Genomic DNA, 16,691 nt, shown 5'->3' on the forward strand with positions numbered 1-16,691 from the left:
GAGCCTCCAGGTGGGCTAATCTCTTATCACCATAATTATCAAAGGGAGGTTCTGTGGAGAAGCCCGGCGGTCCCGCTTCCGCGCCCGGCCCCCTGGCCGGCGTCCGCGTCATCGAACTCGGCTCCATGTACGCCGCGCCCACGGCCGGCCGGATGCTGCGCGACTTCGGCGCGGACGTGGTGAAGGTCGAGGACCCGGCCGCGGGCGACTTCGCCCGCCAGTGGCAGCCCGCCCACGAGGGCCTGGCGATCGGCTTCTCCCGGCTCAACTCAGGCAAGCGGTCGGTGGGCGTCGATCTGCGGCAGCCCGCCGGGCGCGATCTGGTGAAGCGGCTGGCGCGCGGCGCCGACGTCGTCATCGAGAACTTCCGCCCTGGCCGCATGGAGTCCTGGGGCATGGGCTACAAGGAGCTGTCGAAGGACAACCCCGGCCTCGTGCTGACCCGCGTCAGCGGCTTCGGCCAGACCGGGCCGTACAGCGGCCGCCCCGGCTTCGGCACCGTCGCCGAGACCGCCAGCGGCTACGCGTTCCTCAACGGCTGGCCGGACACCCCGCCGACCGCGCCCCCGTTCGGCTTCGCCGACTCGATCGCCGGCATCTCCGCCGCGTTCGGCACCGCGATGGCCCTCTACCGGCGCGCCGCCGGCGGCGCGGGCGCGGCCGGCGGGGAGGTCGACATCGCGCTGTACGAGCCGCTGATGTTCATCCTCGGCGACGCCGTGCTGCGCTACACCTCGTCCGGCGAGATCATGCAGCGGCACGGCAACGCGTCCGGCGCCGCGTCACCGCGCGGGATCTACGAGGCGGCCGACGGGGGCTGGCTGTCGATCGCCGCCTCCAACCAGACGATCGCCATGCGGCTGTTCGACGCGATGGGCCGTCCCGATCTCAAGACCGACGACCGCTACGCCACCAACACCGCCCGGATGGCCAACAACGCCGCCCTCCAGGAGATCGTGGTCGGCTGGGTCCGCACCCGGCCGCGCGACGAGGTCCTCGCGATCCTGGACGAGCACGAGGTGGTCGCCGCGGCGGTCAACGACTCCCGCGACATCAGCCGCGACCCCCACTTCACCGAGCGCACGCTGGTCGGGCTGGCGAACACCGTCCTCGGCCCGGCCGCCCGGATGCCCGGCCCGATCCTGCACATGGACGGTTACGCGGGCCCGTCGTACGACGGCGTGCCGGAGGTCGGCGAGCACACGCGCGAGATCCTCGGCCGCGACCTCGGCCTGTCCGCCGCCGAGCTGGCCCGCCTCGCCGCCGACGGCGTGATCAGCGGAGCGGCGGAATGAGCGGGACGGGCGGGACGCCCCGGATGGACCCGGTGCTGGCCGCGATGGCGGAGAAGGCGGCGGCGTCCGGGCTCGCGCCGCTGCACACCATCACGCCGGACGAGGCGCGCGAGCGCGTACGGGCGGGGAACGCGGCCTGCTCGGGCGGCCCGGCCGTCCACTCGGTGGAGGACGCCGCCGTGCCGGTGGACGGGGCCGAGATCGGGGCGCGGATCTACCGGCCGGAGCCGGGGTCGGCGCGCGGGACGCTCGTCTACTTCCACGGCGGCGGCTGGGTCACCGGGGATCTCGACTACTCCGACGAGCTGTGCCGCCACCTCGCGCACGACGCCCGGTGCACGGTCGTGAGCGTGGACTACCGGCTGGCGCCCGAGCATCCGTTCCCGACGCCGTTCGACGACGCGCGGCGGGCGCTGGCGTGGGCGGCCGGGCACGTCGCGGGCGGCGGGCCGCTGGGCGTCGGCGGGGACAGCGCGGGCGGGAATCTCGCGGCGGCGTGCGCGCTGGACGCGCGCGACCGCGGCGGGCCTCCTCTCGCGTTCCAGCTGCTCGTCTACCCGGTCACCGACCACGACTTCACGCGCGGCTCGTACGCGGGCCAGGCGGACGGGTTCCCGATCGGCGCCGCGGCGATGCGGTGGTTCTGGGACCGCTACGTGCCCGATCCCGCGGCGCGGGACGATCCTCGGGCGGCGCCGCTGCGGGCGGCCGACCTCGCCGGCCTGCCGCCCGCGCACGTCGTCGTGGCGGGGCACGATCCGCTGCACGACGAAGGGGTCGCGTACGCGGAACGGCTCCGCGCGGCCGGGGTGCCGGCGACCCTGCGCGACCACGCCGATCTCGTGCACGGGTTCTTCCGGCTGACCGGGGCGGTGCCGGCGGCGCGTTCGGCCGTCCGGGAACTGTCCGGCGTGGTGGAATTCATGCTCTCGGGGATGGTCGAGACATCATCTAATGCTGCGTATCATTAGCGCATCTCATGGCGGCGGCCACGTCGCAGCTGTTCGCTCGGAGGAATCCCATGGCATCGGCCAATTTGCGCCCGAAGAAGACCGCTGAGCTGCTCGCCCAGCGGATCGTCGCCGATATCAACCGGCGCGGCAACACCGTGGGCGACAGGCTGCCTCCCGAGCGCGTCATGCTCGAGAAATACAATGTGGGCCGCGGCACGCTCCGCGAGTCGCTGCGCTTCCTGGAATTGCAGGGCGTCATCTCGCTGAAGCCCGGCCCGGGCGGCGGCCCGGTGGTGCAGCAGCCGGACGCCGGCAACCTCGCCACCGCGCTGACGCTGCTGCTCCAGTTCGGCAACGCCCCGTTCCGCACGATCGCGGAGGCGCGCAGCGGGCTGGAGCCGATGATGGCGCGGCTGGCCGCCGAGCGGATGACGGACGACAGCCTGGCGGCCCTCAAGGCCAGCGTCGACACCATGCAGGACAACCTCGACGACCAGGTGGTCTTCCTGGAGGAGAACAAGCGCTTCCACGACCTCATCGCGCACGGGTCGGGCAACGCGCTGTTCGGGTACGTGGTGGACGCCCTGCTCGGGATCCTGGACGGCTCGGCGATCGGCATCGACTACCCCGAGGTGCGGCGCACGGCCGTCCACAAGGCCCACCTGGCGATCTACGAGGCGATCGCCTCGCGCGACCCGGCGGCCTCGTCCGAGGCGATGACCAGGCACATCGACGAGTACGTGCGGTACGCCGAGCGCAAGTTCCCCGAGGTGCTCGCGGCACCGATCGTGTGGAGCAACCTCTAGCGAGCGGCGAGCGGCGAGCGGCGAGCGTCCGAGGGACGGAAGAAACAGCGAACGAGGGGGCGGGGACCGGTCCGGGCGCCTTCCGGAGCGGGTCCCCGCCCCCTCGTGTCCAGGGGGCGCGGCCCGGCCGCTCACCCGCTCCAGGGCGAGTCGATGCCGAGGACGCGCGCCATCGTGCCGCCGAGGACGAGCTTGGTCTCGTCGTCGGTGAGGCCGAGCGCCTCGATCGCGGCGATCTCCTCGCCGGGGTCGGTCATCGGCCAGTCGGAGCCGAACACGATCCGTTCGGCGCCGTGCCGGCGGATCAGGTTCCGGACCCGTTCCGGGCGGAGCTCCTTGAGGCTCGGCGGCCAGGACGTCTCCAGCACCACGTCCGCGCCCGCCAGCATCTCCTCGGCATCGTCGAGGATCTTGTAGCCGCCGAAGTGGCAGGCCACCAGCCGCAGGTCGGGGAAGCGCCGGGCGATGTCCGCGATCATCCTCGGGCTGGAGAGGGCGTTGGTGCGCGCGTCGCCGCCCTCCCCCACGTGCGTGATGACGGCGATCTCGTCGCCGAACGCCTCGAAGATGTCCCAGAGCCTGCGGTCGTCCAGGGCGAAGTCCTGGAACAGCGGGTGCACCTTTACGGCCTTTACCCCGTGCCGCCGCAGGCTGGCCATGTTGTCCTCGACGGGCAGGCCGACATGGACCGTCCCGAATCCGAAGCGCTTTTCCGAGGTGAGCCCGGCCACAAAGGCGTTGACCTTGTCGACGTGCCGCGCCTCGTTCGCGATGCCGAGGCAGCAGCTCATATCGACGCCGGTCCGTTCCATGGTGGCGGTGAGGCCGTCCACGGTCCCGTCGCCGCGCGCGGTCAAACCCGGCACCCTATTTCCGGCCAGTGCCATTTCGGCGATCCGGTCGGGCCATACATGGCTGTGCGCATCGATGATCATAAAGTCACAACTTTCCGGATTCGCCGCCGTCGACCACGAAGACCGCGCCCGTGGTGAACGACGACAGCGGGGAGACCAGCAGGCAGGCCAGCGGCACCAGCTCGGCCGGGTCCGCGATGCGGCCGGCCGGGATCTTGGCGATCCGCCGCGCCAGCAGCTCGGGCGACTCCAGCACGGCCTTCTGCGCGTCGGTCCGGAACGCGCCCGGCGCGAGACAGTTGACCTGCACGTTCTTGGCCGCCCACTCGGCCGCGAGCGCCTCGGTGAACCGGACGACCGCGCCCTTGGACGTGGAGTACGGCACCAGGTACGGCTTGCCCCGCACCCCGGTGGTCGAGGCGACGTTCAGGATCCGGCCGCCGCCCTGCGCGATCATGTGCCGGCCGGCCGCCTGGGCCAGCAGCATCGGGGCGAGGACGTTGACCGCCATCGCGTCCTTCCAGACCGCCGGGTCCTGGTCGGCGAACTTCCCGGCGGGCGCGATCCCGGCGTTGTTGATCAGGCCGTCGATCCGGCCGTGCCGGGCCACCACCTCGTCCGCCAGCCCGGCGACGGCCGCCTCGTCCCGCATGTCGGCCTCGACGACCGAGATCCGGCCGCCGCCGCGCGCCGCCACGTCCTCCAGGCTCTCCCTGGAACGCGCCGCCGCGACCACGTGCGCGCCCTCGGCCGCCAGCTGGAGCGCGATCGCCGCGCCCAGCCCCCGGCTGGCGCCGGTGACCAGCACCGCCGTGTCCGTCAGGCCGAGGTCCATCAGGACGCCCCCTTCTTCTTGGCCAGCCGGCGCGCCAGCGAGTCGAGCAGCACCTCGGTCGCGCCCTCGTACACCCGCAGCGGCCGCGCGTTGCGGTAGAGCCGCTCGATCTTCGAGCCGCGGACCAGCCCGAACCGGCCCATGATCTGCAGCGACCGGTCGACGACCCGGCCGGCCGCCTCCGTCGCGCTCACCTTGGCGATCGACGAGTAGTCCAGATGGCCGAGCGGGTCGGACTGGGCCAGCGCCGCCGCCCGGTAGGTGATCGCCCGCGCCGACTCCACCTCGGTCCAGGACAGCGCGACGTTCTGCGACACCGCGCCCAGGTCGATCAAAGGCTTGCCGAACTGCTCGCGGGTGGTGACGTGCGCCAGCGCCTCGTCCAGCGCCGCCTGCCCGAGCCCGACCGCCGAGCCCGCGACCGTCACGCGGAACACCGCGAGCGTCTGGAGCATCAGCGAGAACGCCTTGCCCGGCACGCCCAGCCGGTTGCCCTCGGGGACGACCACGCCGTCGAACTCCAGCTCGCCGAGGATGTGCGGCGCGATCAGGTCGGCGCCCGGCGCGATGCGCAGGCCCGGCGCGTCGCCCGGGACCAGCACCATCGAGTACCCGTCGCCCTCCCTGCCGAGCACGCAGTAGAAGTCGGCCGCGCCGCCGTTGGTGATGAACGACTTGCGCCCGTCCACCCGCACGCCGCCCGCGACGGACCTGACCGTCGTCGTCACGCCGCGCAGGTCGGAGCCCACGTCCGGCTCGGTCAGCGCCAGCCCGGCGATCGCGTCCAGCGACGCCACCCGAGGCAGCCACTCGGCGCGCAGCTCGTCCGAGCCGCCGACGGTGAGGGAGTAGCTGCCGACGCCCTGCATGCCGAACATCGAGTCCAGGTGCGCCGAGCCGTACATCAGCGCCTCGCGGACGACCGCGATCGCCAGCGGGTCGAGCACCTCGCCCGCGCCGCCGTACGCGGCCGGAACGACCTGCGCGGCCAGCCCGCTCGCCCGCAGCGCCGCCCGCGTGGCGCCGTGCACGGCCGCGCTCTCGTCGGCCTCGGCGGCGTACGCGTCGACCTCCGCCGCGACGGCGCGCGCGACCTCCTGGATCTCGCGGTGCCGCGGGGAGAGATCGAACATCTGCCCTTGTTCCACGTGGGTGCCTCTCGTTCGGTGCCGGGTCAGCCGCGCTGGTCGAACTTGCGGCCGAGCAGCTCGGACACGATGCGGATGCGCTGCATGGTGGGCGTGCCGCCGGCGATGGCCCAGCCGTGCGCGTCGCGGTGCAGCCGCTCGATGCCGTACTCCTCGGTGTAGCCGTTGCCGCCGTGCAGCTGCATGGCCAGGTCGGTGACGCGCTTGGCCATCTCGTTGGCGGTGCACTTGGCCAGCGAGGTCTGCAGCGGGTCGGGCAGGCCGGTGCCGGCGCTCGCCGCCGCCCGGTCGATCAGCAGCCGGGCCGCCTCGACCTGGAGCAGCATGTCCGCCAGCGCGACCTGGACGGTCTGGAACTCCACCAGCGGCTTGCCGAACTGCTCGCGCTGCTGCACGTACTCCATGGTGCGGTCGAGCGCGGTCTGGCCGATCGCCAGGCTCATCGTGGAGTTGCCGAGGCGCTCGATCGAGAAGACGCCGAACAGCTTGCCGAAGTCGCCGGCCGGGACGACCATGTTCTCGGCGGGGACCCGCACGTCGTCGAGGATCACGTCCGCCGACGGGATGCCGCGGAAGCCCATGAGCCTCTCCTGCGCGCCAAAGCTCAGGCCCGGCGCGCCCTTCTCGACCACGACGGCGCCGATGCCCTTGGAGCCGGGCGCGTCGCTGAGCCGGCAGTACAGGAGGTACTGGTCGGCCTCGCCGCCGTTGGAGATCCACCGCTTGGACCCGTTGACGACGTAGTCGCCCTCGGGGGTGCGCTCGGCGCGGGTGCGCATGTCGGTGGCGGCGGACCCGGCGTCCGGCTCGGAGATCGCGACCGCCATGGTCTTGGCGCCGGAGATGATCGCCGGGAGCCAGCGCGCCTTCTGCTCCTCGGTCCCCAGGTGGTTGATGACCTGGGCCGGGCCGGTGTTGGCCTCGAAGATCTGGAACGCGGCGGGCCGGCAGACCTTCGCGAACTCCTCGATGACCGCGAGCGCCTGCGCCAGCGGTGCGCCGGAGCCGCCGTACCGCTCCGGCAGGGCGATGCCCAGGAAACCGAGGTCGCCCAGGCGCCGTCGCTCGTCGGGCGAGACGGGCGCGCGGGTGGCGTCGAGCCGTTCGGCCATCGGCTCGAACACCTCCATGGCCACCTTGGCCGCAAGCTCGCGGACCTCGTGGTACTCGCCGGTGTCGGCAGTCATTGAACCGTCCCTTTAGTGACCATCGGCATCATGGACTTTCTGATGCATATCATGATAATCAATAGCCATGCACCAGGCGCAAGCACCAACCGAGGTCGTGATCGTCGACGCGGTCCGCACCCCGTCGGGCAAGGGCCGTCCCGGCGGCGCCCTGGCCGGCGTCCACCCCGTGGACCTCCTCGCCCAGACCCTCACCGGCCTCCTGGCCCGGCAGGACGTCGATCCCGGGAGCGTCGACGACGTCCTGATCGGCTGCGTCTCGCAGGCCGGCGAGCAGTCGGCCACCCCCGGCCGGATGGCCTGGCTCGGCGCCGGGCTGCCCGCCCACGTCCCGGCCACCACCATCGACCGCAAGTGCGGCTCCGGCCAGCAGGCCCTGCACTTCGCCGCGCAGGGGATCCTGGCCGGCGCGTACGACATCGCCATCGCGGGCGGCGTCGAGTCGATGAGCCGGGTGCCGATGGGCTCGGCCCGGATGGACGCCGACCCGTACGGCGCCATGGTCGCCGAACGCTTCGCGCCCGGCCTGGTCTCCCAGGGCGTCGCCGCCGAACTCGTCGCCGCCCGCTGGAAGCTGACCCGCACCGACATGGACGCCTACTCCGCCCGCTCCCACGAGCGCGCCGCGCGGGCCGCCGCGTCCGGCGCGTTCGACCGCGAGATCCTCCCGATCCAGACGCCCGCCGGCACGGTCTCCGCCGACGAGTGCGTCCGCCCCGGCAGCACCGTCGAGAAGCTCGCCGGGCTCAAGCCCGCGTTCGCGCGCGACGACATGGCGGAACGCTTCCCGGAGATCTCCTGGAGCGTCACCGCCGGGAACTCGTCCCAGATCACCGACGGGGCGAGCGCCCTGCTGGTGATGAGCCGCGCCCGCTGCGAGGCGCTCGGGCTGCGGCCGCGCGCCCGCGTCCACTCCATGGCCGTGTGCGGCGACGACCCGCTCCTGATGCTCACCGCCCCGATCCCCGCCACGCACCGGATCCTCGAACGCGCGGGCCTGTCCATCGGCGACATCGACCACGTCGAGGTGAACGAGGCGTTCGCCTCCGTGCCGCTCGCCTGGCAGGCCGAGTTCGGGATCGACGAGGACCGGCTCAACCCGCGCGGCGGCGCGATCGCGCTCGGGCATCCGCTCGGCGCGTCCGGCGCGCGCCTGATGACCACGATGCTGCACGCCCTCGAGGACACCGGCGGCCGGTACGGCCTCCAGGTCATGTGCGAGGCGGGCGGCATGGCCAACGCCACCATCATCGAACGCCTCTGAGGGAGCAATGGAAGTCAACGGAACCTCGGCCGTCGTCACCGGCGGCGCCTCCGGCCTCGGCGCCGCCACCGCCGCCCGCCTCGCCGAACGCGGCGCCCGCGTCGTGATCCTCGACCTGCCCGGCTCGGCCGGCGAGGCCGTGGCCGCGGACCTCGGCGGCGACTTCGCGCCGGCCGACGTCAACGACACCGCCGCCGTCGAGGCCGCCCTCGACCTCGCCGAGAGCCGCGGCCCGCTCCGCTCCGTCGTGCACTGCGCCGGCCGCGGCGGCCCGGTCCGCCTCGTCGGCCGCGACGGGAAACCGGGATCGCTGGAGACGTACGAGAACATCGTCCGGATCAACCTGGTCGGCACGTTCAACGTGCTGCGGCTCGCCGCCGCCCGGATGGCCGCCACCGAACCCGTGGACGGCGAGCGCGGCGTCTTCGTCCTCACCGCGTCCGCCGCCGCGTACGAGGGCCAGATCGGCCAGATCCCGTACGCCTCCGCGAAGGCCGGCGTCGTCGGCATGACGCTCGTCGCCGCGCGCGACCTGGCGTCCAGGCTGATCCGCGTCACCACGATCGCGCCCGGGCTGTTCGACACCCCGATCCTGGCCCGGCTCTCCGACGAGGTCCGCGAATCCCTTGGCAAGACCATCCCGCACCCCAACCGGCTCGGCGTGCCGGACGAGTACGCCTCCCTCGCCCTGCAGATCATCGAGAACAGGATGCTGAACGGCGAGACCATCCGGCTCGACGGCGCCATGCGCATGGCCCCCCGCTAGGAGCACCCCATGACCCAAGACCTGCTGGTCGAGGAGCGCGGCCGCGTCCTCCTCCTCACCATGAACCGCCCCGAGTCCCGCAACGCGATGTCGATGGCCATGGCCCACGAGATCGCCGCGGCCCTGGACACCCTCGACTCCCGCCCCGACCTGAGCGTCGCCGTCATCACCGGCTCCGCCGGGACGTTCTGCGCCGGCATGGACCTCAAGGGCTTCGCCCGCGGCGAGCGTCCCGTCGTCGAGGGCCGCGGCTTCGCCGGCCTCGTCAGGAGGCCGCCGCGCAAGCCCCTCATCGCGGCCGTCGAGGGGTACGCCCTGGCGGGCGGGTTCGAGATCGTCCTGTCCTGCGACCTGATCGTCGCGTCCCGCGAGGCGAGATTCGGCCTGCCGGAGGTGAAGCGCGGCCTCACCGCGGCCGCCGGCGGCCTGCTCCGGCTCCAGCACCGCGTCCCGTACCACCTGGCGATGGAACTCGTTCTCACCGGGCGCATGTGGCCCGCCCCCGAGGCCGCGGAGGTCCACCTCGTCAACCGCCTCACCGAGCCCGGCGAGGCGGTCACCGAGGCCCTCGCCCTGGCCGAGGAGGTGGCGGCCAACGCGCCGCTCGCCCTGGCCGCCTCGAAGCGCGTCCTCGTCGAATCGGCCGACTGGACGCTCGCCGAGCAGTTCGACCGCCAGGAGGAGCACGTCAATCCCGTACGGGAATCAGCGGACGCCAAGGAAGGCGCCCGCGCCTTCGTCGAGAAGCGCCCGCCGAAATGGACCGCGACCTGAAACCGGGTCGGTCCCAGGCGGTCACCGGCGTGATCGTATACCGGGATTCACGCCTTGGTCAGCGTTCCCATCGCCCGGTCCGGCTCCCAATGGGCGCGGAACGAGGTGACCAGGCCGTTCTCGTCCACGGTGTAGACGGTCAGGCAGTCGATCGTCATCGTGATGCCGCCGTCCATCGTGGTCGTGATGGTGACGACGTTGGCGCACGCGGGGCCGTTCGCGAACGAGTCCTTCACCTGGAAGTGGAACTTCCGCACCCGGGCGATGTTCTCGTCCCAGAAGCGCGCGCGCCCGTCCGGCCCCCGATGCCCCTTCCCCTCGGGGTCGAGCATCGAGGGGCCGACGGGGTCCTCGACCACCGCGTCCGGCGCGAACAGCGCGAGCCACTCCTCCCGGCGCCCGCCGGCGGCGGCCTCCATCGAGGCGCGCGCCGCCCGGCGCGCGGGGTGGTCACCGTCCGGAGCTTCCCAGCTGACCGTCATGGCGCAAACTGTAACGTGTTCTCGTTTCGAGTCAAGAGACCTTGGCGATCACCGATTCGGCGAACCGCTCCAGGTTCTCCACCTTCTTCGCCAGCGGCTCGGTGTCGGGCCCCTTGATGTACGGCATCCGGAACCCGATGATCACATCGGTGACGCCCTTGTCCTCCAGCCGCTTGACGCCGTCCGCCGAGTAGGCGTCCAGCGAGATCGCGTGGATCTCGAACGGCTTGTCCGCCGTCCCCTCCTCCTCGCGGATCTGCCGCAGCCGCTCCAGCAGCCGGTCGAGCTCCTCGGCCTCGCCGCCGCCGTGCATCCAGCCGTCCCCGAGCCGCGCCGCCCGCCGCAGCGCGGGCTCGCTGTGCCCGCCGACCAGGATCGGGATCGGCTCGGTCGGCGCCGGCGCCATCTTCACCGCGGGCAGCTCGAAGAACTCCCCGTGGTACTCGAAGTACTCCCCGCTCGTGAGCCCGCGGATGATCTCGATGGCCTCGTTCATCCGCTTGCCGCGCCGCTCCCACGGCACCCCCATGACCTCGAAGTCCTCCGGCCACGGGCTGACCCCGACCCCGAGCCCCAGCCGGTTCCCGGTCATGTACGCGATCGAGCTCGCCTGCTTGGCCACCAGCACCGGCGGCCGCACCGCCAGCTTCAGCACGAACGGCGTGAACCGGATCCGCTCCGTCACCGCCCCCATGGCCGCGATCAGCGTGAACGTCTCGATGAAGTCCTTGCCGTCGAGGAACGTCCGGTCCCCGTCGGGCGTGTACGGATAGACCGCGTCGGACTCCCGCGGATAGACCAGCGAGTCCGCCACCGCGAAACTCGCGTACCCCGCCTCCTCCGCCGCCTTGGCCAGCGGCAGGTAGTACGCCGGATCCGTCATGGACTCCACATAGGTGAACCTCATGCGGCGAGGATATAGAACACGTTCCACTTTGGGTATGCCTCCCAGGCCCCCGGTTGACCCGGCACCGACCCGCTTGGTAGATCATTTCGCAGCGTCGCGGTGCGCCCGGCAAGCAGACCGCCGAGGGCATGGAGGCGCCGGAACAAGGGACGACCTTGACGACACCCCACGAGCGCCTGGCGGCGTTCGGTCACCAGCTCATCGAAGTACACCTCTGGCTCCGCGAGGAACTGGAGGCCCTGCGCGAGAACATCGACACCGCCGGCGGCGCACGCCCCCGCGAACTGCGCGCCCACTGCCTCACCTTCTGCTCCGCCCTCGAACGCCACCACACCGGCGAGGACGACGACGCGTTCCCCAGGCTCGCCGAGCGGTTCCCCGAACTGCGCCCGGTCCTGGACGAACTCCGCCGCGACCACCGCCTGGTGGAGGAGTCCCTCCAGCGCCTCCAGGCGCTGCTCGACGCCCCGGACACCGACCCCGCGGTGCTGCGCACGGAGGTCGACAGCCTCGCCGCGCTGATGGAAACGCACTTCACGTACGAGGAGCGGCGGATCGTCGAGGCCCTCAACGCCCTCGACGCTCCCGCGTGGACCCGTTCCCAGCCGGACTTCCTCCTGCGCGACGACCACCGCCGGTGAACGTCGGCGTCCCGCACGCCGCCGGCGGGGCGCGTTCCTCATCGATGTAGGGGCGGTCGTTCGCCGCGCGGAGCGATGACAGCCGGCGGTCGCAGCGGAGGTCGAGGGGCAGCGGGCCGTCATGGCTCTCCCGGCTGCCGATCGCCTGGCCGCGGTCGAGGTCCCGGAGTTCGGCGCCGTCCGATGTGGTGGCGAGGATCCGGCCGGATCGGGCGCTGCCGGTGGGGGCCGGTGGCTGAGATGATGATGAAGGTCGAGTAGACGCGGGTGTTCCTGTGAGGGGTGGCGGTCGTGGAGTCGATGGAGCGGGACGGGACGGTGCTGGCGGGGCGGTACCGGCTGGTCGAGTTGCTGGGGCGCGGCGGGATGGGGGCGGTCTGGCGGGCGCACGACGAGCAGCTCGACCGGGAGGTGGCGGTCAAGGAGCTGCGCCTGCCCGAGCAGCTGGACGACGCCGGGCGGCGGACGTGGATCGCCCGCGTGGACCGGGAGGCGCGCGCCGCCGCCCGGCTGCGGCATCCGGGGATCGTCACCGTGTACGACCGCGTCCCCGGTGAGGACGGGCGCCCGTGGATCGTCATGGAGCTGGTGCAAGGGCGTTCCCTGGAGGAACTGCTGAAGGCCGAGGGGCCGCTGCCGCCGCAGCAGGTGGCGCGGATCGGGCTGCAGGTGCTGGACGCCCTGCGCGCGGCCCACCAGGCGGGCATCACCCACCGTGACATCAAGCCCGCGAACGTCCTGCTGGAAGACGACCGCGTCATCCTGACCGACTTCGGCATCGCGGCCGTCGAGGGCGATGCGACGCTCACCGGAACGGGCTCGGTCCTCGGCACTCCCGCCTTCATGTCGCCCGAGCAGGTGCGCGGCCAGGAGGTCACGGCCGCGTCCGACCTGTGGTCGCTCGGCGCGACGCTCTACACCGCCGTGGAGGGCCGCTCCCCGTTCCAGGGCGCGAGCACCGGGGCCGTCTTCGTCGCCATCGCCACCGAGGACCCGCCGCCGCCCGTCCAGGCCGGTCCGCTCGAACCGGTGCTCAGGACGCTGCTGCACCGGGACCCGGTGCAGCGCCCTTCCGGCGACCAGCTGTACGCCCTGCTCGCCGCGCTCACCCAGGACGGGCCGCCGCTGCCGCCGCCGGTGACCGTCCAGACGCCGACGAAGCGGTACGTTCCGCAGCCGCCGTTCGCGCAGCCGACCGATCCGCAGGCGTCCTCGTCCCGGCCGCCGCGCCGCCTGCCGCCCAAGAAGGCCGCCCTTCTCTCCGTGGGGGCCGCCGTCCTGCTGCTCGTCCTCGCCGGATCGGCGACGCCGCTGCTCATGGAGATGCGGGAGAACGCGCGCTACGAGGCGAACATGGGCATGCTGTCGGGGACGATCCCCGGCGAGGCGACCGACTTCGAGAGACTCAGCAAAGGCCGGGTGGAGGTGGAGGCGATCCTGTGCGAGGACCTCTCGACCTCCTCCACCAGTGTCGGTGGCTGCGACACGGAGCGCATGATCAACGAGTCGGTCGCCTGGCTCCGCGCGCTGCCCGGCGTGCGGTCCGTGATGTTCGGGGATCCCCGATCGGAGTGCACCGATCTCAGCGGCTGCTCACTGGAGGTCATCACCCGGGACTCACTGAAGATCTCGTATGCCGGCATCTCCGCCGAGGAGCAGAGCGGCAGCGACTCGGACCGACAGCTCGTCTTCGAGTTCACCATCGGCTGACGGCTCAGAGCGTCCGGGCGGCCCAGCGGCGGAGTTCGGCGGCGGCCTCGTCCGGAGTGAGGGGGCCGCGTTCCAGGTGCACTTCCTGGAGGTGCCGGACCGCGGCGCCCACCAGCCGGGACGGCGGGATGCCGAGCACCTCCATCACCGCCTTTCCGTCGAGCACGACCGGCACGTCGGCACGCCGGACGTACCGGTCGCGTTCGGCGGCCTCGCGGGCCGCGGCCTCGTCCCGCGCGCGGCGCGCCGCCTCCCAGGCGTCGTAGTCGGCGGCGTCCAGGGCGCGCAGGCCCGCCTCGCGCCACCCCTCCATGTCGCGCTCCCGCCCGAAGCCGACCGTGTCGAAGAGGTCGAACTCGCCCGCCGGGATCGCGCCGAGGCGCGCGAGCACGGCGTTGGTCGGCCACTTCTCGGCCGGGCCCGCCGTGATCCAGGCGTTCACGGGACCCCAGGTGCGGCGGCCGTCCTCCCACAGGGCGGCGGCCTGGTCGCCGCTGCCGCCGAAGAAGTCCGCCTCCACGTACGCGACCGGGCCGCCCCGCGACCAGTCCGCCAGCAGCTCGGCGAGCCCCGGGGACATGAACACGAACGGCTCTTCCACCTGCCGCCGCCCGCCGCCCAGCCCGTCGAAGATCTCGCCGGTCACCGGCAGCAGCCCGAACCGCTGCCGGAGCGGCGCCACCACGGCACGCGGCAACCCCGCCGACAGGCTCCGGAGGCGGTCGAAGTCGCCGACGACGGCGTGAAGCACGTACGACATCCCCGCACCCTAGGGGACCGTCCGCCGCGTGGGGGACGCACGAGTCGGTGCGCCGGATCCGGCGACCGGCACCTCCCAGACGGCGGTACGAGCGGCGGGCCCCGGCCGCCCCGCCCCGCGCTGGGCGCGGAGGCCGCCCGAAGACCAGGAAGAAGGCGGCGAAGGGCAGCACCGCGCGAACCGATGAGGTCTCGCTCAGCGGCCGTACGCCCCTTGCTTGATCCCCTCAACCAGCCCAGCGAACTGATCGACGGACAAGCTCAAGCGCACTCCCTCTGGATCCTTCGAGTCCCTGACCCCCACACCCTGCGCATGACGCCCCACCTCGACGCAGGCCTTGTCGTCCGCCCCGCCGCTGTACGAACTCTTGCGCCACTGCACGATCACGGCCAACTCTCCAAGGCTTCCGGATCAGATCACGCGAAACTTCCTGAGAGTCCAGATTCCCACCCATCCGATCGAACGCCAACCATTGCGAGGCGCCGCGCCGTGGGCACGCAGCAAGCAGGGCACGACGTCAACTCATCCTGCTGAGGCCGAACCAACTCGTCTGAAGGGGATGTTCTTGAACGGTAAGCACTTCCAGCCGCAGGCGACGTCGCGCTCACGGACGATCACGCTGCGGCTGGACGCGCCCCCTCCTCTCAGAGGCCGTACGGCCTCTGCTTGATCCCCGCAACCAGCGCAGCAAACTGATCAGCGGTCAAGCTCAAGTGCCCACCGGTCGGGTTCTTGGAGTCCCGCACCCCAACACCCTGAGCCAGCCGCCCCAGCTCAACGCAAGCATCGTCGTCCACTCCGCCGCTGTGAGAACTCTTCCGCCACTGCACGATCATTCGTATCGCTCCAGATACTGCTGGATGATGTCAAGAGACCCATCCTCGGAGGCGGCTTTCGCCCCGATACGATCGAACTTATCCGCCGCGGCCCTGACCTCGCTCGGTGATTCGATCAGCCGCCCCCCGCCCTGAGCCCCCGCGTACGCGATATCGCGTCCCTCAAGGCTGATGATCTGGAGGGATCCATCCAGTCCGAGGGTCGCGCCTGCCGTGAACGGGACCACGCGCAGAATCACGTTCGGCTCAGTGGCCATCTTCTGCAGGTGAACGAGTTGGGCCTTCATCACCTCAGGCCCACCCACCTGGCGGATCAGAACGCTCTCGTCCAGAAGTATCCAGATGTCTGGAACGCTCTCGCGCTCAAGGATCGCCTTCTTGCGGGCAAGGCGGTCGGCCATCTTGTCCTCACGGTTCCGCGAGGTTGAGGCCTCCACTAGCGCCCAGGTGTACTCATCGGTCTGGAGTGGGAGCGGGACAGCTTGCCCATGAAAGTACCTGAGACAGGACCCCTCTGTTTCGTACTGACTGTACTGGCGGAACCAGTCGGGGTCATGGGCCGTACGGGCATACCAGAGAAGCAGTTGAAACAAAACGCCCGTCTTGTACTTTTTGTCCAGAAGGCGCATTTGGTCGTCATGCGGCCGCTGCCTGCCCGCCTCCATGTTGCAAACAGTCGAGCGGGCGGCACTCATGATTTGTCCGCATTGTGCGAGTGACAGCCCCTCCTTCTCGCGCCACCAGCGCATATAGAAGGCGAGGAAGTGCCACATCGAGATCTTGGGGTCGAGGGGGTCACGGACGATCGGCATTGATCCTCCTGTGTTTCGTTCCTTTCCGGAGACAGGGCAACAGTAGGGCGCTCACGCCAACCTGAGACGCGGAAACCGGAAAGTATGTCGGGGAGGCGACAATGCTGGCACCGAAGACAGACGACCTGTTCATGCCCCTGCTAGCATCACCGGCCGCAATCGGACTGGCGCGGACATTGGCCGGGCAAAGGCTCCACAAATGGGACTATTCACACGTTCTCGATGACGCCATGCTCGTCATCACAGAACTGATCGCCAACGCCGCCGAAGCAACCCCGCTCAGAGAGATCCGCTTCCAGCTCAGCCGGGACATGGAAGGGATCATCATCGCGGTCTGGGACTCCAGCCGGCGGCTCCCGATCCCCAAGCCCGTCGTCGAACTCACCCTCGAAACGCTCGACGTCACAGAGGGGTCGTACGACAGCAACGGCGGCTGGGGCCTACCCCTCGTACAGGCCCTCTCCACGGCCCGCGGCTACACCCGAGACCCCAAGGGTGGAAAGTGGGTATGGGCACGTCTACACCCCTAGCGCCCCAGAAGAGCCCGCCCTGCGATCCACGAAATCCCCATCGAGCTACGGGATCAGATCGTGCCGACCGTACGCACCGCGGATCGCCGCATCGATCGCTTGGCCGATCTCCCGTAGCCACGCGATATCAG

At 71.3% G+C, this 16,691-nt stretch carries 19 protein-coding genes; 9 read left to right on the top strand and 10 right to left on the bottom strand.

All coding sequences use genetic code 11. From position 1 onward, the window contains the following. Window positions 1–53 precede the first annotated feature (53 nt). From AB0881_RS11690 to AB0881_RS11700, 3 genes are read left to right on the top strand one after another with little or no spacing between them, the layout of a single operon-like run. A complete protein-coding gene (locus tag AB0881_RS11690; RefSeq protein WP_366616320.1) occupies window positions 54–1,295 on the top strand; it encodes a CoA transferase in 1,242 nt (413 codons plus the stop codon). Further along, on the top strand, window positions 1,292–2,266 hold the full coding sequence (locus tag AB0881_RS11695) for an alpha/beta hydrolase (RefSeq protein WP_366616322.1): 975 nt from the start codon (window positions 1,292–1,294) through the stop codon (window positions 2,264–2,266). The genes AB0881_RS11690 and AB0881_RS11695 overlap by 4 nt, the downstream gene beginning before the upstream one ends. Window positions 2,267–2,316: 50 nt before the next feature. Next, on the top strand, window positions 2,317–3,054 hold the full coding sequence (locus AB0881_RS11700) for a FadR/GntR family transcriptional regulator (protein ID WP_366616324.1): 738 nt from the start codon (window positions 2,317–2,319) through the stop codon (window positions 3,052–3,054). 131 nt (window positions 3,055–3,185) lie between these two features. On the opposite strand, the gene AB0881_RS11705 is transcribed toward AB0881_RS11700, so the two are convergent. From AB0881_RS11705 to AB0881_RS11720, 4 genes are read right to left on the bottom strand one after another with little or no spacing between them, the layout of a single operon-like run. Continuing rightward, window positions 3,186–3,989, bottom strand: coding sequence for an amidohydrolase family protein (locus AB0881_RS11705; protein WP_366616325.1), 804 nt, complete (start codon window positions 3,987–3,989; stop codon window positions 3,186–3,188). 4 nt (window positions 3,990–3,993) lie between these two features. Continuing rightward, the gene (locus AB0881_RS11710) at window positions 3,994–4,743 is read right to left on the bottom strand and encodes an SDR family oxidoreductase (RefSeq protein WP_366616327.1); all 750 of its coding nucleotides are present in this window, start codon (window positions 4,741–4,743) and stop codon (window positions 3,994–3,996) included. Continuing rightward, complete coding sequence (locus tag AB0881_RS11715) at window positions 4,743–5,876, bottom strand: acyl-CoA dehydrogenase (RefSeq protein ID WP_366616329.1); 1,134 nt, start codon at window positions 5,874–5,876, stop codon at window positions 4,743–4,745. Before AB0881_RS11715 ends, AB0881_RS11710 begins: the two co-directional genes overlap by 1 nt. 41 nt (window positions 5,877–5,917) lie before the next feature. Then, window positions 5,918–7,078, bottom strand: a complete 1,161-nt coding sequence (locus tag AB0881_RS11720) for an acyl-CoA dehydrogenase family protein (RefSeq protein ID WP_366616330.1) — start codon at window positions 7,076–7,078, stop codon at window positions 5,918–5,920. Between the two features lie 67 nt (window positions 7,079–7,145). Here AB0881_RS11720 and AB0881_RS11725 point away from each other — a divergent pair, with 67 nt between their 5' ends. The 3 genes from AB0881_RS11725 to AB0881_RS11735 are packed head-to-tail and all read left to right on the top strand — an operon-like array spanning window position 7,146 to window position 9,882. After that, window positions 7,146–8,342, top strand: coding sequence for a thiolase family protein (locus tag AB0881_RS11725; protein WP_366616332.1), 1,197 nt, complete (start codon window positions 7,146–7,148; stop codon window positions 8,340–8,342). A 7-nt stretch (window positions 8,343–8,349) separates the two neighbouring features. Beyond that, the gene (locus tag AB0881_RS11730) at window positions 8,350–9,108 is read left to right on the top strand and encodes an SDR family NAD(P)-dependent oxidoreductase (protein WP_366616334.1); all 759 of its coding nucleotides are present in this window, start codon (window positions 8,350–8,352) and stop codon (window positions 9,106–9,108) included. Window positions 9,109–9,117: 9 nt separating this feature from the next. Beyond that, window positions 9,118–9,882 (top strand): crotonase/enoyl-CoA hydratase family protein, encoded by a 765-nt coding sequence (locus tag AB0881_RS11735; RefSeq protein WP_366616335.1) that lies wholly within the window; start codon window positions 9,118–9,120, stop codon window positions 9,880–9,882. Between the two features lie 47 nt (window positions 9,883–9,929). On the opposite strand, the gene AB0881_RS11740 is transcribed toward AB0881_RS11735, so the two are convergent. Together AB0881_RS11740 and AB0881_RS11745 are read right to left on the bottom strand one after the other, a co-directional pair. Beyond that, the gene (locus AB0881_RS11740; RefSeq protein WP_366616337.1) at window positions 9,930–10,364 is read right to left on the bottom strand and encodes a nuclear transport factor 2 family protein; all 435 of its coding nucleotides are present in this window, start codon (window positions 10,362–10,364) and stop codon (window positions 9,930–9,932) included. 31 nt (window positions 10,365–10,395) lie between these two features. Beyond that, entirely contained in the window at window positions 10,396–11,271 is an 876-nt protein-coding gene (locus AB0881_RS11745) for a TIGR03619 family F420-dependent LLM class oxidoreductase (RefSeq protein ID WP_366616339.1), read from the bottom strand. 155 nt (window positions 11,272–11,426) lie between these two features. Between AB0881_RS11745 and AB0881_RS11750 the strand changes: the two genes are divergently transcribed. Further along, window positions 11,427–11,912, top strand: coding sequence for a hemerythrin domain-containing protein (locus AB0881_RS11750; protein WP_366616340.1), 486 nt, complete (start codon window positions 11,427–11,429; stop codon window positions 11,910–11,912). Between the two features lie 300 nt (window positions 11,913–12,212). Continuing rightward, window positions 12,213–13,622: a protein kinase gene (locus AB0881_RS11755; protein ID WP_366616481.1), complete on the top strand. Its 1,410-nt coding sequence runs from the start codon at window positions 12,213–12,215 to the stop codon at window positions 13,620–13,622. 4 nt (window positions 13,623–13,626) lie between these two features. Here AB0881_RS11755 and AB0881_RS11760 read toward each other — a convergent pair whose 3' ends face one another. The 4 genes from AB0881_RS11760 to AB0881_RS11775 all read right to left on the bottom strand — a co-directional run bounded on the left by AB0881_RS11760 (window position 13,627) and on the right by AB0881_RS11775 (window position 16,030). Further along, a complete protein-coding gene (locus AB0881_RS11760) occupies window positions 13,627–14,382 on the bottom strand; it encodes a hypothetical protein (protein ID WP_366616342.1) in 756 nt (251 codons plus the stop codon). A 195-nt stretch (window positions 14,383–14,577) separates the two neighbouring features. After that, entirely contained in the window at window positions 14,578–14,769 is a 192-nt protein-coding gene (locus AB0881_RS11765; RefSeq protein WP_366616483.1) for a DUF397 domain-containing protein, read from the bottom strand. Between the two features lie 257 nt (window positions 14,770–15,026). Next, on the bottom strand, window positions 15,027–15,218 hold the full coding sequence (locus AB0881_RS11770; RefSeq protein ID WP_366616343.1) for a DUF397 domain-containing protein: 192 nt from the start codon (window positions 15,216–15,218) through the stop codon (window positions 15,027–15,029). Next, window positions 15,215–16,030: a DUF5753 domain-containing protein gene (locus tag AB0881_RS11775; protein WP_366616344.1), complete on the bottom strand. Its 816-nt coding sequence runs from the start codon at window positions 16,028–16,030 to the stop codon at window positions 15,215–15,217. Before AB0881_RS11775 ends, AB0881_RS11770 begins: the two co-directional genes overlap by 4 nt. A gap of 101 nt (window positions 16,031–16,131) precedes the next feature. Between AB0881_RS11775 and AB0881_RS11780 the strand changes: the two genes are divergently transcribed. After that, entirely contained in the window at window positions 16,132–16,560 is a 429-nt protein-coding gene (locus AB0881_RS11780) for an ATP-binding protein (protein WP_366616345.1), read from the top strand. The last annotated feature ends 131 nt before the right edge of the window (window positions 16,561–16,691 follow it).

The sequence above is a fragment of the Spirillospora sp. NPDC029432 genome, assembly GCF_040703975.1.
GTDB lineage: Bacteria > Actinomycetota > Actinomycetes > Streptosporangiales > Streptosporangiaceae > Spirillospora.

Coding starts and splice junctions, on each gene's coding strand:
- AB0881_RS11695 (WP_366616322.1), top strand. CDS start 1,292: ATGAGCGGGACGGGCGGGACGCCCCGGATGGACCCGGTGCTGGCCGCG.
- AB0881_RS11700 (WP_366616324.1), top strand. CDS start 2,317: ATGGCATCGGCCAATTTGCGCCCGAAGAAGACCGCTGAGCTGCTCGCC.
- AB0881_RS11705 (WP_366616325.1), bottom strand. CDS start 3,989: ATGATCATCGATGCGCACAGCCATGTATGGCCCGACCGGATCGCCGAA.
- AB0881_RS11710 (WP_366616327.1), bottom strand. CDS start 4,743: ATGGACCTCGGCCTGACGGACACGGCGGTGCTGGTCACCGGCGCCAGC.
- AB0881_RS11715 (WP_366616329.1), bottom strand. CDS start 5,876: ATGTTCGATCTCTCCCCGCGGCACCGCGAGATCCAGGAGGTCGCGCGC.
- AB0881_RS11720 (WP_366616330.1), bottom strand. CDS start 7,078: ATGACTGCCGACACCGGCGAGTACCACGAGGTCCGCGAGCTTGCGGCC.
- AB0881_RS11725 (WP_366616332.1), top strand. CDS start 7,146: ATGCACCAGGCGCAAGCACCAACCGAGGTCGTGATCGTCGACGCGGTC.
- AB0881_RS11730 (WP_366616334.1), top strand. CDS start 8,350: ATGGAAGTCAACGGAACCTCGGCCGTCGTCACCGGCGGCGCCTCCGGC.
- AB0881_RS11735 (WP_366616335.1), top strand. CDS start 9,118: ATGACCCAAGACCTGCTGGTCGAGGAGCGCGGCCGCGTCCTCCTCCTC.
- AB0881_RS11740 (WP_366616337.1), bottom strand. CDS start 10,364: ATGACGGTCAGCTGGGAAGCTCCGGACGGTGACCACCCCGCGCGCCGG.
- AB0881_RS11745 (WP_366616339.1), bottom strand. CDS start 11,271: ATGAGGTTCACCTATGTGGAGTCCATGACGGATCCGGCGTACTACCTG.
- AB0881_RS11755 (WP_366616481.1), top strand. CDS start 12,213: ATGGAGCGGGACGGGACGGTGCTGGCGGGGCGGTACCGGCTGGTCGAG.
- AB0881_RS11760 (WP_366616342.1), bottom strand. CDS start 14,382: ATGTCGTACGTGCTTCACGCCGTCGTCGGCGACTTCGACCGCCTCCGG.
- AB0881_RS11770 (WP_366616343.1), bottom strand. CDS start 15,218: ATGATCGTGCAGTGGCGGAAGAGTTCTCACAGCGGCGGAGTGGACGAC.
- AB0881_RS11775 (WP_366616344.1), bottom strand. CDS start 16,030: ATGCCGATCGTCCGTGACCCCCTCGACCCCAAGATCTCGATGTGGCAC.
- AB0881_RS11780 (WP_366616345.1), top strand. CDS start 16,132: ATGCTGGCACCGAAGACAGACGACCTGTTCATGCCCCTGCTAGCATCA.